We start from the raw sequence: 15,668 nt of genomic DNA, 5'->3' as shown, positions 1-15,668 counted from the left end.
CCAACATCTTGAGCTTTTCTATATATCGAATATTTGATATCAAATTCTAGAAAAATATATCCAATAAAATTGGAGTAGTCAGAGCAGTGAATATACCCATTAAACCAATAGATAAACCACTAATTGCACCTTCAATCATACCAATTTGTATTGCAGCAGCAGTACCAATACCGTGAGCACAAGATCCCATAGCTAAACCTTTTGCCAATGGCTTTTTAATACCCACTTTTTCTAATACTAATGGTCCAACAGAAGCACCTAAAATTCCCACAATAATTACAAATACTGCAGTCATAGAAGGAATACCACCATTTTGAGCCGATACACCCATAGCGATAGGGGTTGTGACTGATTTAGGAGCCATAGATGCAATTAATTCATAATCTGCTCCAAACAGTTTGGCAATTAAAATAACACTAACCACACCTGCTACACTTCCTAAGAAAGTAGCTGTTAAAATGGCAATAGCATTTTTCCCAATGGTATGTAATTGCTCATACAATAAAACTCCTAATGCGACTACAGATGGTCCCAACATAAAGTGAATCATATGAGTATTTTTTTTGAATGTCGTATACGGTACATCCACATATATAAGAACCACAATTAAAGTAATGATGGTCAGTAATACAGGATTCAATAATGGCGTTTTTAATTTCTGATATACTTGTTCGAATATCAAAAATAATCCAAGCGTTGCCGCCAAGGCAAAGGTTTCGCTCTCGAATAAATGTTTGATGATTTCTACCATTACTTCTGATCTTTTTTACCTAGAAATTGACCTGTCCATCCTGCTGTTAGTAGTACAGCAAACATACTCCCAACAATAGTTACAGAGATCATCATTACATTATCTTTAAGTAAGTCTAAATATTCCATCATACCTACGCCAGCAGGAATGAAAAATAAAGACATTCTCTTTGTTAATGATGCAGCGGCATCTTTGACCCAATCATAAGGGATAATTTTAAATTGTAAGCATAAAAATAAAATGATCATGCCTATTACATTACCCGGTATGGGGAGATCAGTTAGTTCATTTATTAGCGTTCCAATTGACAACATGGCCAATATCAACATAAATCCTCGAATCATATCGAATTAATTTTCAGTTTCTTTCGCAACACGATTGTTATATATTAGTAAATATACAATGCTTTTATGATTATTTACTTATCTGATTATGAGATATAAGAATTATTAAAAAGGTGATTATTTACACTTTATTTCTCATAACAAACTACGGTATTTATTTTTAATTGTATATTTAATAACAGCAATCAATAGCGGTTATTTATTGATTAGCAGATTTTTATTGATGTACGAAACTACCCAATTACATAAAAATGGAATACGTTGATTTATTATTATTGTATCAAAATAAAGACTATTTGACGATCATCGAGACATTATCCAAAAAACTAGATGATTTTAATAAAGTATCACAAAAAGAATTTGAGCTTTGGGCAGATTGTTATATTAACATGGGGAAATTAGATAGTGCTCAATCTATATTAAGCATTGCTGTTATTGAAGAAGAAATATTTGAATTGGAAGAAAAGCTAGTTGAAGTCAACTTTTTAATCAAACAATTGAAGTTGGGTTTTCATGACCTCAAAAAAGGAAATTTGGATACTAATTATGTAAAGGCATTACATATTCAATTGAAGAAACTTCTTGAAAATAATCATTTAGAAGAAGCTTTATTAATGATGGAGGATATTTTACATCATACAGGGGAGAAGCAAATTCCTGAATTATGGTTTGGTAAAATAGCCGATCAATTATTTAAAGTAAATGAAAGATTGATTATCTACAGTAAATACAAAAACATACTACTTGATGCTATCATCTATTATTACATTAATACATCTAAAGCTTTTACTGAAAACCTATCTTATATTCAGAAAAAGAGAATGAGTACTTTTAAGTAGTTATTAATTAATTTTATCCATTTCCAATATAGAGAAGTCAACTCTTCTATTCTTTTTCCGGCCTTCTACACTATTGTTATCTGCAACGGCATTTTCTTCACCTTTACCAAGAGCAATTAAACGATTAGAGTCTATGCCTTTTTTAATCAAATAATTTCTGACAGAATTGGCCCTTTTTTCTGATAGCCATTTGTTGTATTTATCATCACCTTGGTTATCTGTATATCCACAAATTTCAACCTTTTTAATACTTGGTTCCTCTTTCAGAAGTTTTATAATTCTATTTAATTCATCAAACGATTCTTTGCTTAAATAGCTAGAATTATGATCAAAGAAAATATTGTTTAAGGTAAGGTGAGCTTCTTTTTCGATAGGAATGAGATAAAGTTGTTGCTCAGCATTTACTTCTTTTTCTTCTAAGGTTAAATCAATATGTTCGGATTGGGAAAGATATCCATTAGCTTGAGCTAAGAAGGCATATTTTTTTCCTAATGGCAAAGTGATATAATATTTTCCGTCTTTTGAACTTGAATATACAGTACCTACTTCTTTTTGATTCTCAATATCCGTGTAAATAATTCTACTTCTGATGGGCTGATTCGATTTTTTATCAAATACTTTTCCCGAAACAATAGCTACCGGTTCTGGAGGTAACAAAATAGGTAATTTTACGCTGTAAATATCTGTTTGATTTTGATGATCAGATCGGACAAAATACCCCATATCACCCGAAATAGGAAGGAATAAGTCTTTTTCATCATGGGTAGTGTTGATTGTCGTTCCTAAATTCTCGGGAGCAGACCATTCAGTCCATGAATCATTTAACCTTTTCGAAACAAATAAGTCAGTCCCACCAAATCCTTGATGACCATCCGATGCAAAAAATAATGTGGTTTCATCCGCTGACAAAAATGGAGTGATTTCTTTACTGACTGTATTAATAGTATTACCTAAGTTTAAAGGTGTTGACCAATTTCCATTATCATTTTTAAAACTTACATAGATATCAGTTCTTTTTTCATCTCTATGATCAGTAAGTGACATCAGCATCACTTTTCGACTATTGGATAGAAAGAAATCAGACTTTTGCTTTAGAAGTTCAACATTAGGGATAATGATCTGTTCTTGATCCATTCCGATACTATCACTCAGTTCGAAAGTAGACAATTGAAATTCTGTGCCAGAAGCATCGATAACTGATAATGCCGTCAGACCATCTGGACTGATGGCCGTGATGTATTTATCTTGAATATTTGAATTTGAATCCAACATCACTTCGGTCACCTTCCATTCGTTATCTTTTTGTGAGGCATCAAAGAGATGGGGTGTATTTTCTAATGATCTTGAAAAAAGTAATCTTTCACCACTGATATCCAACACTGGTTTATGTTCATTATCAGAAGAGTTAATAGGGGAAGGTAGTTTTTCAACCTTAACATCTGATACCAATTGCTCACTCACCTGAGGTAAAATACTTATTGCCTTTGTTGAAGAACTTAGACCAATGGCATCAATACCAGTCATTCTAGTAGATGATAACGCATTTAATATAAGTCTTACACCTTCAATGGGGTGTTCAGGAGTCTTAAAAAAGAAGTTATTGATCAGGCTACCATATTCTAATTTCCCCGGAAGCTGACTATATACCTCAATTTCTTCATGATGAGTTGTAATGATATACACCTTCTGAATGGCATTATGGTAAAAGGACTCAGCGATAATAAGCTGATGTATATTATTTAGAGGAAATGAAAAACCTACAGTGATTTCACTTAAGCTATCTTCAGAAGAAAGCCATGCATGAGGATGTTCCTGTATATTTCTAGGGACATTTGGTCTACCTAAAACCTGATCAGCATTATTTCTTACAGAAGATATTTCTGAACTATAGGAAATAACAGTATCTGCCCAAAATATAGTTTGAGCTGGAATAGGCAAACAAAGTAATGCTAGTAATAGTGAGACGATAATGTTTTTCAAAGCAAGGGGGAATTAGTTATACCTAACAATAATAACTCTTTTCAATTTAAATAGCCAAAAATTAAAATTGAAATTAATAATGATCTTTTCTTCGCTAACTATTATATCAAGTATTATCCAATGATAACTTCACTCCTCACTTTCTTCTTAATTCTCCCCAATACTTTACCTTATTCTCAAAGAAGCCATTAACTTTGTGTAAAATTTATAGAAGAATTTATGCATCAGCCTAAAAGAATATACTTAGTTCGTCACGGACAAACCGCTTATAATACAAAAAGAATAGTTCAAGGAAGAAAAATCAATGCTGACTTAAATGAGAATGGTCAAAAGCAAGCGTCTCTATTATTTGATGCTTACAATGACTTTCCATTTGATAAATTGTATGTGACTTCGTTAAAAAGAACACATCAAACGGCACAAGGCTTTATCGATAAGGGATTGCCTTACGAAATTATGCCTGAATTTGATGAAATGGATTATGGTGAGTATGAAGGAAATTCTATTGATGACTGTGTGATTGATGGAATGACTGTACAAGGTATTTCTGATGAATGGGAAAAAGGGAATTTTGATGCATTTCCAAAAGGTGGAGAACATTTAATGGATGTTCTTCGTCGTGAAGCTGAAGGATTAGAGAAAATCATGCAAAACGAAAATGAGCGTAATGTAATGATTTGTATGCACTCAAGATCCATCAGAATTTTCTTGTGCCTATTACTTGATATGGATTTTGATCAAATGAAAAATTATGCTCCTAAAAACACGGGTGTAACTACGATCGAATTCAACGAATATACCGGAGAGTTTAAATTAATCGAATTTAATAATATCGATCACTTAGGTGATGATCCTCAACTTACTTTTCTTCCAAGAAAAAAAGGAGATACTCCAGAAACTGTTGCCGAAGAGAAGGCATTAGAGCAAAGTACTGAAGGTTTTAGAAAGTTTAAACTCAACAAACAATTGTATCAAGTTTGTGAGGAAATGGGGTATGACCAACCAACACCTATCCAAGATAAGGCAATTCCATTAGTACTTGCAGGTCATGATTTATTTGGTATTGCTCAAACAGGTACTGGTAAAACGGCTGCTTATTTATTACCACTTTTATTTAAAGCTAAATATGCTCAAGGTAACGATCCAAGAGTGCTTATTTTGGTTCCAACAAGAGAGTTAGCTATTCAAGTAGGAAAAGAAGTTGAAAAGTTAGGTAAATATACCGGACTTCGTCATGCTGTAGTTTATGGTGGTATAGGACCAAAAACTCAGATAGAAGAAATTGAAAAAGGAATTGATATTTTAGTCGGAACTCCTGGTAGAGTAATGGATATTTACTCTAGAGGTAAGCTGAAGACGAAGTCAATTAAATATATGGTATTGGACGAAGCGGATAGAATCATGGATATGGGATTCATGCCTCAAATTCGTCAGATGCTAGAGATTATTCCTAGAAAACGTCAGAACTTATTATTCTCGGCAACAATGCCAGATATTGTTGTTCGATTAAGCGAAGAATTTTTGGAATATCCTCAAAGAGTGGAGATTACCCCTCAAGCTACTACTGCAGAAATGGTGGATCAATATTTATATTATCTGCCCAACTTCAAGACAAAGCTTAACTTTTTAGAGTACTTATTAAATGAAGAAGACAGTGAGCTTAGTAGAGTCATTGTGTTTGTGAAAAAGAAAGACCACGCAAATGGTATTTTCAGGTATCTAGAAAGAAAGGTAGAAGGAGAAGTAAAAGTAATTCATGCAAATAAAGGACAGAATGCTAGAATTAATAGTATTCAAGCCTTTAAGGAAGGTGGAGTAAGAGTGTTAGTAGCCACTGATGTTGCTGCACGTGGTATCGATGTGAGTATGGTGTCTCATGTGGTCAACTTTGATGTGCCCGTAATGTATGACGATTATGTGCACCGTGTAGGTAGAACTGGTCGCGCTAACAATACAGGGGTAGCAATCACTTTCTGTAACGATGCTGAGAAATACCATTTGAAAAAGGTACAGAAATTAATCAATAAAGAGATTGATGTATTGGACTTACCACTTGATCTAGAATTCGAAGAAACGCCAAAAGACGAACGTCAAGATATGGCAAGAGAGATCGATCGTCAGAAAAAGATCGAAGATCCGAATTATCAAGGTGCCTTCCATGAGAAAAAGAAGAACAAAGATAAAGTTGATAAAAATCGACGTCTCAAGAATAAATCCTCTATGGAAAAACAACGTGCAAGTGGAAAAATTTCTGCTTACATGGGATCTGGGAAAAAGAAAAAATAGTGCTTAACAGCTTTAATATAAGCCCATTACTTATTTATTTATAAGTGATGGGTTTATTATTATGATAATATATTTTATATTTTTTTAAGAAATCATCAGAGAAGTAATTATACCCATAGATTTCTTTATACATTTGTAAAAATTCATCCTTTATTTACTTAATTAACACTCGCTTTATCAAAAACATTAGCATTTTCTTCCATAAAGTTTTCAGAAAAAATATCAATCATCTAACAAATTATGTTACTTTTGCGATTATGTCGCAAAAACAGATATTTTTAAGTGTATTATTTTTTATCTCATTTATTACACTTTCAGAAGCTCAAGAAACAAACTTTAGGGGTTCTGTCTTAGACGAAACAACAGAACAACCTTTAGAAGGTGTTGAGGTATTTTATCAAAATAAAATGGTGGTGACTGATAAACGAGGTCGCTTTGCATTTTATTCTGATTCTTCACAGCTTCAAGTAAAATTTCATTTCTTAGGTTTTAAAGATAACTTGATGACACTCAAAGCTAATAGATCTAAAAGAGTGTTTATGGAGGAATCATTTCAAGAATTAGAAGAGGTTGAAATCCATGAACATGGGCACGAAGAACTCTCATTATCAAGTATGAATGTTACTTCACTGAATCAATACACTCTTGATGCTGAGAAAGGAACTACAATTTCAGAAACATTATCGAAAACACCTGGTGTATCATTTATTTCAACAGGAGTTGGAATTTCTAAACCTACCGTTCGTGGTATGGCAGGTTCCAGGGTAATTGTAAGTGTTGATGGTATTAAGTTAGAGGATCAACAATGGGGAATGGATCACGGTTTATCGGTTGGCCAACCCAATGTTGATGAAGTAGAGATAGCTAAAGGAGCAGCAACGATTAAATATGGTTCTGATGGACTTGGAGGTGTTATTAAGATGAAGTCACCGCAACCATTAGGGCATGATGGTGTTGAAGGAAAATTTGGGCTAAATTATAAGAATAATAATCAATATTTTAGTGGTGATGCCAAGATAAACGGGCAAAAGGGTAAGGTGTTTTATCAATTATCTGGTGGGTACGAGGATTTTGGTAATTATCGAGTACCTGCTGATCAGTTTACGTATTTAGGCAATATCTATCAGTTAAAAGATGGTTTATTAGTGAATACTGGAGGGGATATTTCTTCTTTTAAAGCGGCAGTAGGTTACGAAGGGAGTCATTGGGTGCATAGTTTATCAGTAAGTAATTTCACAGAAAATGTTGGTCTTTTTCCTGGTGCGACAGGTATTCCGACCAATAATTGGTTAGCAAGTTTTGAGAACAACCGTAAGCCTGAAATACCAAAGCAAGAAATACAACATAATATGATTACCTACAATTCTCATGTAGACGTTTGGGGTGGTAACATATGGTTTGATATTGCACACCAGAATAATGAAAGAAAAGAGTTGTCAGATCCTAGAAGACATGGTAGACCATTAAATGAACAGGGATTTTTAGCCAACTATTTGATGCTTAAAACAACTTCTGCAAATGTACATTTTGATAAAGAAGGAAAGGTAATGCATTGGGAAGTAGGAGCGAACTATGAATTTCAGAGGAATATAAGGGATGGTTTTGATTTTTTAATTCCAGATTATGACCAAAGTACTTTTGGAGGATATGCAATGTTTGGATTACCATTGAATGAAAGGGTAAAGATATTAGGTGGTTTACGTTTTGATTATATCACTTTCAACTCAAAAGAATATAAAGATCCTTATTTTGAAGAACCACCAAATTCTGGAAATCCATGGCAAAGAGTGGATGATATCAATAATCAATATGAAAACTTATCGGCTTCGTTTGGGGTTCAGTTTGACTTGTTTAACGTGATAGGAGCAACTACAAACATAGCTAGAACTTTTAGGGCACCACGTGCCAATGAATTAGCATCAAACGGTGTGCATCATGGTACATTTAGACATGAACAAGGTAACCCTGACTTAAATCCTGAACAAGGTTACCAATGGGATTTGAATTTGTCATATGCAAAGAAAAAATTTGATGTACAATTCAATCCTTATTTCAATTACTATACAAACTATATTTATTTATCGGCTTTTCCAGAACCATCTCCATTACCAGATGCGGGACAGATTTATAAATATACTGAGGCACAAGGTTATTTTGTTGGATATGAGTTTGCACTCAATTGGGAAATGACTAGAAATATGAAGTTACATAACTCTGTAGAATATGTCTATTCTCAAAATACAGAAAGAAATAGATCATTTTCTTTTGTTCCACCTTTGTCGTCAAATACAGAACTTACTTATACTCATACAGTGTTAAGTAACTTCTTCTCAAAACCATTTGCAAGTGCTAATTTACAATTAACAGGAGACCAAAACAGAGTGGACATTAACGAGCCAACGACTCCGGGTTATGCTGTTGTTGGTTTAAAATTCGGTACTGCATTTAATATGAAAAGAGTGTACGGTAATTTGATTTTCAGAGTAGATAACCTTTTTGATACCTATTATATGCGTCACTTATCAAGATATAGAATATTAAACTTACCTGAACCAGGTAGAAACTTCTCTATTAACCTAACAGCATGGTTCTAATTAAATAGAGTTTTTTGAGGAAGCTGATGAGTCAAAAGAAATTGTTCTGCATGATTCATCAGCTTTTTTTTATTATCAGGATCCATTTTATCATAATTCTTAATTAACATACTCAATCGAGGATTTTTCTTGAGGAAGTCACGATGTTTATCCATAAATCGCCAAAACAAACCATCCCAAACCAATTGCCATTCGCCTTTCTTGTAATTACTCATCTTTATGATATAATTACTGCTTGATATATAGGGCTTACTCGCCATCAATCCTCCATCCGCAAACTGACTCATACCATATATGTTAGTGACCATCACCCAGTCATAAGCATCTATAAATAATTCCATAAACCATTGATACACTTCATCAGGATCGATTTCACAGAGCAACATAAAGTTTCCTAGAATCATTAATCTTTCAATATGATGGCAATAAGCAATTTCTTTTATCTTTTTTATGGTTTGATCAATAGGAGGTAGCCCTGTAGTTCCATGATATAAACTGTTGGGCATCTTTTTATCGAACTTCCAAAAATTGGTAGAACGTTCTTTTCTACCATTGGCTTCATATATCCCTCTAATAAATTCACGCCACCCGATTATTTGTCGAATAAAACCCTCATAAGAATTCAATGGAATATCATCTACTTCGAATTTATATTTAGCCTTTGCTAGTATTTCATGAGGTGTAAGTAGCCCAATGTTTAGCATAGGTGTTAAAACACTATGATTTAAAAAGGATTCAGAAGCGACAATCGCATCTTCATATATACCAAATTCCGAGAATCGAACATTTAGAAAATCATCTAGCCAAAAGTTACTATCATCAAATGTAATAGGGTAAATAGGTTGCTTTTCTATTTCTCCAAAATTGTCTTTAAACTGTTTTTCTACATAACTATAGGCCTCTTCCCAATAAGTATACTTAGGTACAGGTTTTATACTTGGTGGAGTCTTTTTAGCAGGATATTTTTTTCTGTTTTCAGTGTCAAATGACCACTGTCCACCCATCGGATTATTACTTTCATCGACTAAAATACCTAGCTGAGTGCGTTGTAGCTTGTAAAATTGAGAATGATAGTATTTCTTTTTATCTGCTTTAAAGTACTTTTCATTATCAAGTTTTGAATTGATATGAAGAAGTGAATTCATCCACTCCAATTGTATTGTATTAGTATCACAAGCTCTTATTACCTTTTGAGATAACCAATCATCAGTCACATCTAAACATACCACTTGATGATAACCCTCGGATTGAAGAATTTTAAATACATCATTTTTAATTAAAAAGGTATAATCAAGATAGGTTACTTTGTAGTTTTTACTCTTTAAATAGTCTTGATAAAATTTCATTGTTGCTCTGTGATAGGCAATTTTTTGTTTATGAAAGTTATACTGACCAAAGAATAAAGGTTCTTCAATAATAAAAAAGCACTCCACTTCTTTTTCAAAAAGTGGAGAATGCTTGAACAGTTGGTGAGGGTAGATTAAAGCTGCTGATTTACTCATCTAAATTGCTTTTGAGGTGTTCTTACGGATTGTGTGTAAAACTAAAATACGATTTTTTTCTTTCATTACGGCTTCAGTTTTACGGTGAGTATAGATTTTTAAACGTGCAGCCTTTCCTCTTTCCTCGAGATTGATAATTGGATGAGGGTAATTGGGTTCTGTAATATTATTGAAAGCCAAATCCAGTCGTGTCATTTTCCATGGTTCATGGATATAACGGGATGGAATGTCTTTTAATTCAGGAACCCATTGTTTGATAAATTCCCCTTCAGGGTCGTGGTCAATAGATTGTTTAGCAGGATTGTAGATTCTAACAGTATTTACTCCAGTAGTTCCCGCTTGCATTTGAAACTGAGTAAAATGTATACCCGGTTCATAATCAAGAAATAAATTAGCAAGGTGGAATACACCTCTTCTCCAATCTTGGTCGAGGTGGTGACAAAGGAAACTTACTAGCATTGCTCTCATTCTGAAATTAATCCATCCAGTTTCTATCAAACAACGCATGCTAGCATCTACAAGAGGGAAGCCAGTGTTACCTGTTTTCCATGCTTCTAAAAATTTATTATTATTATCATGAGATAAAGATTCAAAACCTTTATTCACGCATTTGTATTCATAAGTACATTCAGTTTCAAACTTTTGAATAAAGTGACAATGCCATTTTAGTCTGGTTAATAAACCGTGAAAAGCTCTACTGTATATTTTCTTGTTTGGATGATGGTAAATATATTGATATGCTTGTCTAATAGAAATATTACCCCAAGCTAAATAGGGAGAAATACGTCCACAGCTTCTTCTACTTAACAAAGGTTTTGATATATGTTTGTGATAATTTTTTCCTCTGTCTTTTGCAAATGATATCAGATACTTCCAAGCATTTTCTTCACCAGCTGGCTGAAATGTTTTATTATATTTTTTTAAAGAATGTAACACTGAAGATGGAATAGGGAAGATATGTTCGAAATCAACTGTTTTGTTGGAAGTGTAAGTATTATTTATCACATTTTGGTTCATTGTTATTTTCCATTGATCATCCCAATCAATTCTATTGTCAATTCCTCTTATCACTCCATCTTTTTGAAATTCATGCCACATTACAGATGAGTATCTAAAGAGATTTTTAATTTTTTTATCTCTAGAATAGGTGATATTTATTCCACTTTCTTGATATGAAAATACGTTTTTAACTGAATAATTATACAATAAGTAACTAAATACATCATTAGCTTCACCATACATCATATGAACTTTGTGATTAAAGTGCAATAAGATGTTATTCATATTTTGAATAGAATGATAAACAAATTGTAAATGTCTTTGTGATGTATCTTTATAAGACGTAATAGAGGGTTCGAAGATGTAAATAATTAAATAGGGTAAAATGCTCTCTTCTGCTTTACGAAGTGGTTCGTGATCTTGAGTTCTCAGGTCTCTTTTGAGCCATACAATGTTAATTGCTTCGTTTTTCATAGTTGGTGAGAATTAGCGTTTACTTATTTTATTTAGTGTTATTAATCTCTGATGGTTCGATTTAAACTTATTCATATCAGAGGATCGTTTCATTTCATGTTTACTACTTTTTCCAGAGTTTACCCTCTTCCTCCAAAGAACATAACTTTTATATCTTAGTTCTTTTTTCATCAACTTTTTTACATCAGATTCAGAAAGTCCAAACTGATGTTTAATGGCAGTGAATGGTGTCTTGTCTTCCCATGCCATTTGTATTACTCTATCAATATCTTCAGTTGTAAACATTGTTTTCATAGTCAACTAACTGATTACGACATATTTTGTTTAATATTACTCAATAAAAGTTAAACAAAAAAAGGAGAGTATGTCCGAAAACATACTCTCCATTTAAATTTAACAACACAAAGTTGAAATTTTTTACTAATTCTCAATAATTAGTTTAAAACTGCCAAAGTTTGTTGAGCAATTTCTAATTCCTCATTTGTAGGTACGATAAGTACTTTTACTTTTGAGTTTGGAGTAGAAATTTCTTCAATATCAGAAGCTCTTAAGTTTTTGTTCTTTTCAGCATCTAATTCGATTCCTAAACCTTCTAATTCGATTGATGAATAGTGACGAATACCGTGGTCGTTTTCACCAACACCTGCAGTGAAACAGATAGCGTCAGCACCGTTCAAGGCAGCCATATAAGCACCAATATATTTTTTGATTCTGTAAGTGTACATGTGAGTAGCAAGGATTGCCACTTCATCACCTGCAGCGAAACGATCTTCGATATCTCTCATATCAGAATCACCTGTCACACCTAACATACCTGATTTTTTATTCAATAGGTCATACACCTCTTCAGATTTCATATTTAATTTATCCATTAAATAGAAAACTACTGCCGGGTCAATATCTCCAGAACGAGTACCCATCATTAAACCATCAAGAGGAGAGAAGCCCATTGATGTATCAATACACTCACCATTGCGAACAGCTGACATTGAACAACCGTTACCTAAGTGAACTGTAATGATTTTAGAATCCTTACCAGCTAAACCTAAATGGTCGATAGCTGCTTTAGATACGTATTTATGAGAAGTACCGTGCATACCATAAACACGAACACCATGCTTTTCATATAATTCTGTTGGAACAGCATAACGGAAAGCCTTACCTGGCATAGTTTGATGGAATGCAGTATCAAAAACAGCTACTTGAGTTGCTTTTGTAAAGATGGCTTTACAATCTTCAATTCCTTGTAGGTTGGCAGGGTTATGCAAAGGAGCCAATTGGAAACATTCTTTGATTTTTGCTTCCACCTCTTCAGTAATCACCATTGTATCACTAAAGAATTCACCGCCATGAACAACACGGTGACCAACAGCTTGGATATCATCTGTATTTTGGATTACTCCGTTGTCAGCATCCGTCAACAATGCCACCACTTCAGTTAAACCAACGTTATGATTTGGGATTGGTAATTCTTTTTTTGTTTTAGTAGCATTACCTTCAGCATCGAAAGTTTTATGAGTGATAATTCCATTTTCAAGACCGATTCTTTCTACGATACCTGAACACAACACTTGTGTACCGTCCATCTCAAATAATTGATATTTTAGCGATGAACTACCTGCATTAATAACAAGGATTTTCATATATATAAGGATAGTTACGTGATATTTTGACAAAAATAAAAAGATTACCTCTCACTAGGTAAGAGGTAATCTTAATATGTTTAAAGTAAATCTAGGATTTACTATTTAATCATGAAATAATTATGCTTGGTTACCTTGGATGGCAGTAATAATTACTGTGTTCAAGATATCCTCCACTAAACAACCTCTTGATAAATCGTTCACAGGCTTGTTTAAACCTTGAAGAACTGGACCAATTGCAATTGCACCTGTCTCTCTTTGAACGGCTTTATAAGTGTTGTTACCAGTGTTTAGGTCTGGGAATACCAATACGTTGGCTTGACCAGCAACTTCCGAACCAGGCATTTTTTGAGCACCAACTGTTGGATCTACAGCTGCATCGTACTGGATAGGACCTTCAATCTTAAGATCAGGACGTTTCTCCTTAGCGATTTCTGTTGCTGCTCTTACTTTTTCTACTTGCTCACCAGATCCTGATGAACCAGAAGAATAAGATAACATCGCAATCTTAGGCTCAATACCAAAGGCAATAGCTGTCTCTGCAGAAGAAATTGCAATTTCAGCTAACTGCTCTGAGTTCGGGTTAGGGTTCACTGCACAGTCACCATAAACTAATACACGATCAGGTAAACTCATAAAGAATACTGAAGATACTACAGAAGTCCCTGGCTTAGTTTTGATTACTTGAAGTGCTGGACGGATTGTTGCAGCAGTTGTATGAACAGCTCCTGATACCATACCATTCGCATCACCCATTTGTACCATCATTGTACCGAAGTAAGATACATCAGACATAGCATCTGTAGCCATATCTAAGTTCATGCCTTTATGTTTTCTTAATTCATATAGAGTATTTACATACTCATTGAATTTTACATATTCTACAGGGTTGATGATCTCAATTTTATCAAAATCGATAGTGATAGCATTTTTTCTTGCTACATCTACGATTTCTTCTTTTTTACCTAACAAGATGATGTCCACAATATCTTGAGAAGCTAAGATAGCTGAAGCCTCAAGAACTCTGTGATCATTACCCTCAGGTAATACGATTCTTGCCTTTTTCTGACGAGCTCTTTCTGTAAGCGTGTATTGGAACATCTTAGGAGTCATTCCTTTTACTTTTACAGTCGCTAATAATTCAGAAAGAATCTTAGAATCAACGTGTTTATCAAATAATTCTTTAGCATATGAGATTCTTGACAAATCGTTTGCTCTCATAGAAGCGTGAACTTCGTTTGCAAAGTTAGCTGTCAAGTAAGTATTTTCAGGAACTGAAAGAATTGGGAACATATCTTTCATACCGTCGATTACTTGCTTAATAGAATCGTCTGGCTCTAAACCGGTAGTTAATAACATACCTGATACGTTTGGATAAGATTGTGCTCTATGAGCAGAGATAGTACCCAAAAGAATATCACTTCTATCGCCAGGAGTGATCACTAAAGAATTTTCTTTAATCTTAGGTAAGAAGTTTTGCATTTGCATGGCAGCAATAGTGATGTTATCCACTAGAACGTCCAAGTTTTTCTCACCATAAAGGACTTTTGCATTTGTATGTTCAACGATATCTCTTACTGTTGGGCTAGACATTCTGTCGTCTGCAGGAACAGTAGATAATAACATTTTGTTACCCTTAAATTGCTTGGCTAACTCAGTATTTAAATCGTTGATGATATCCGTGTTTACACGGTTAACAATAGAACCGATTACTTCACAGTCATTAGAAGCGAAATCATCAATTGACACTCTTAATGCGTCAATACAATCGTCAATTGATTTGTTATGAGCATTTGTTAAAACTAAAACTGGTGAAGCTAAGTTTTTAGCGAACTCAATGTTTAAACTATGTTCTAAAGTAATAGAGTTTTTGTAATCAGAACTTTCGATTAGGATAAAATCGAATCTCTCCTCAAGTTTCTTGTACTTAGAGATGACGATCTCTAACATTTCGTCTTTTTTACCTTGAGAAATAAGTTCGTTTGCTCTTTTTAGTGTAAGACCATACGCTTCTTCGTAGTTAAGATCTAAACCGAAATGGTCAATCACCAAAGAAATGTGTTCGTCTTCTTTTCCAGAATTGTAATCGCCAATCACAGGTTTAAAGAAACCTACTTTTGAACTTTTACGGAGGGAATTTTCTAAAATTCCCAATGCTACCAACGCCTTTCCGCTATTAGGCTCGGCAGTACTAATGTAAATCGAATTCGTCATCTTATTTATTACGAGATTGTTGTTTGTATATGTGGTAGTATG

General features: G+C 33.8%; 11 protein-coding genes. 3 read left to right on the top strand and 8 right to left on the bottom strand.

Annotation, left to right across the window (positions count from 1 at the left end; all coding sequences use genetic code 11):
- Positions 1–46 precede the first annotated feature (46 nt).
- Both MY04_RS06520 and MY04_RS06515 read right to left on the bottom strand, forming a co-directional pair.
- Positions 47–751: an LrgB family protein gene (locus MY04_RS06520; RefSeq protein ID WP_205960499.1), complete on the bottom strand. Its 705-nt coding sequence runs from the start codon at positions 749–751 to the stop codon at positions 47–49.
- A complete protein-coding gene (locus MY04_RS06515; RefSeq protein WP_066207836.1) occupies positions 751–1,095 on the bottom strand; it encodes a CidA/LrgA family protein in 345 nt (114 codons plus the stop codon). The genes MY04_RS06520 and MY04_RS06515 overlap by 1 nt, the downstream gene beginning before the upstream one ends.
- A 251-nt stretch (positions 1,096–1,346) precedes the next feature.
- Between MY04_RS06515 and MY04_RS06510 the strand changes: the two genes are divergently transcribed.
- On the top strand, positions 1,347–1,934 hold the full coding sequence (locus MY04_RS06510) for a hypothetical protein (RefSeq protein ID WP_066207834.1): 588 nt from the start codon (positions 1,347–1,349) through the stop codon (positions 1,932–1,934).
- Between the two features lie 3 nt (positions 1,935–1,937).
- Here MY04_RS06510 and MY04_RS06505 read toward each other — a convergent pair whose 3' ends face one another.
- The gene (locus MY04_RS06505; RefSeq protein WP_158297600.1) at positions 1,938–3,914 is read right to left on the bottom strand and encodes an OmpA family protein; all 1,977 of its coding nucleotides are present in this window, start codon (positions 3,912–3,914) and stop codon (positions 1,938–1,940) included.
- Between the two features lie 219 nt (positions 3,915–4,133).
- Between MY04_RS06505 and MY04_RS28305 the strand changes: the two genes are divergently transcribed.
- On the top strand, positions 4,134–6,200 hold the full coding sequence (locus MY04_RS28305) for a DEAD/DEAH box helicase (protein ID WP_336234591.1): 2,067 nt from the start codon (positions 4,134–4,136) through the stop codon (positions 6,198–6,200).
- 257 nt (positions 6,201–6,457) lie between these two features.
- Complete coding sequence (locus MY04_RS06495; RefSeq protein WP_066207831.1) at positions 6,458–8,794, top strand: TonB-dependent receptor; 2,337 nt, start codon at positions 6,458–6,460, stop codon at positions 8,792–8,794.
- Here MY04_RS06495 and MY04_RS06490 read toward each other — a convergent pair.
- The 5 genes from MY04_RS06490 to pta form a co-directional block, all read right to left on the bottom strand.
- A complete protein-coding gene (locus MY04_RS06490) occupies positions 8,791–10,296 on the bottom strand; it encodes a cryptochrome/photolyase family protein (RefSeq protein WP_066207830.1) in 1,506 nt (501 codons plus the stop codon). The genes MY04_RS06495 and MY04_RS06490 overlap by 4 nt on opposite strands.
- Positions 10,297–11,769, bottom strand: a complete 1,473-nt coding sequence (locus MY04_RS06485; RefSeq protein WP_066207827.1) for a cryptochrome/deoxyribodipyrimidine photo-lyase family protein — start codon at positions 11,767–11,769, stop codon at positions 10,297–10,299.
- Between the two features lie 12 nt (positions 11,770–11,781).
- Positions 11,782–12,063, bottom strand: coding sequence for a TIGR03643 family protein (locus MY04_RS06480; protein WP_066207825.1), 282 nt, complete (start codon positions 12,061–12,063; stop codon positions 11,782–11,784).
- A gap of 140 nt (positions 12,064–12,203) precedes the next feature.
- Positions 12,204–13,412 (bottom strand): acetate/propionate family kinase, encoded by a 1,209-nt coding sequence (locus MY04_RS06475; protein WP_066207824.1) that lies wholly within the window; start codon positions 13,410–13,412, stop codon positions 12,204–12,206.
- A 120-nt stretch (positions 13,413–13,532) separates the two neighbouring features.
- Complete coding sequence (gene pta / locus MY04_RS06470) at positions 13,533–15,626, bottom strand: phosphate acetyltransferase (protein ID WP_066207822.1); 2,094 nt, start codon at positions 15,624–15,626, stop codon at positions 13,533–13,535.
- Positions 15,627–15,668: the final 42 nt, after the last annotated feature.

The organism is Flammeovirga sp. MY04 (assembly GCF_001682195.2).
Taxonomy (GTDB): domain Bacteria; phylum Bacteroidota; class Bacteroidia; order Cytophagales; family Flammeovirgaceae; genus Flammeovirga; species Flammeovirga yaeyamensis.
This window is presented reverse-complemented; position numbering and strand designations above follow the sequence as displayed.

Excerpts from the sequence above, each read along its gene's own strand:
- MY04_RS06515 (WP_066207836.1), bottom strand. The coding sequence starts at position 1,095 with ATGATTCGAGGATTTATGTTGATATTGGCCATGTTGTCAATTGGAACG.
- MY04_RS06520 (WP_205960499.1), bottom strand. The coding sequence starts at position 751 with ATGGTAGAAATCATCAAACATTTATTCGAGAGCGAAACCTTTGCCTTG.
- pta (WP_066207822.1), bottom strand. The coding sequence starts at position 15,626 with ATGACGAATTCGATTTACATTAGTACTGCCGAGCCTAATAGCGGAAAG.
- MY04_RS06490 (WP_066207830.1), bottom strand. The coding sequence starts at position 10,296 with ATGAGTAAATCAGCAGCTTTAATCTACCCTCACCAACTGTTCAAGCAT.
- MY04_RS06510 (WP_066207834.1), top strand. The coding sequence starts at position 1,347 with ATGGAATACGTTGATTTATTATTATTGTATCAAAATAAAGACTATTTG.
- MY04_RS06475 (WP_066207824.1), bottom strand. The coding sequence starts at position 13,412 with ATGAAAATCCTTGTTATTAATGCAGGTAGTTCATCGCTAAAATATCAA.
- MY04_RS06495 (WP_066207831.1), top strand. The coding sequence starts at position 6,458 with ATGTCGCAAAAACAGATATTTTTAAGTGTATTATTTTTTATCTCATTT.
- MY04_RS06485 (WP_066207827.1), bottom strand. The coding sequence starts at position 11,769 with ATGAAAAACGAAGCAATTAACATTGTATGGCTCAAAAGAGACCTGAGA.
- MY04_RS28305 (WP_336234591.1), top strand. The coding sequence starts at position 4,134 with ATGCATCAGCCTAAAAGAATATACTTAGTTCGTCACGGACAAACCGCT.
- MY04_RS06480 (WP_066207825.1), bottom strand. The coding sequence starts at position 12,063 with ATGAAAACAATGTTTACAACTGAAGATATTGATAGAGTAATACAAATG.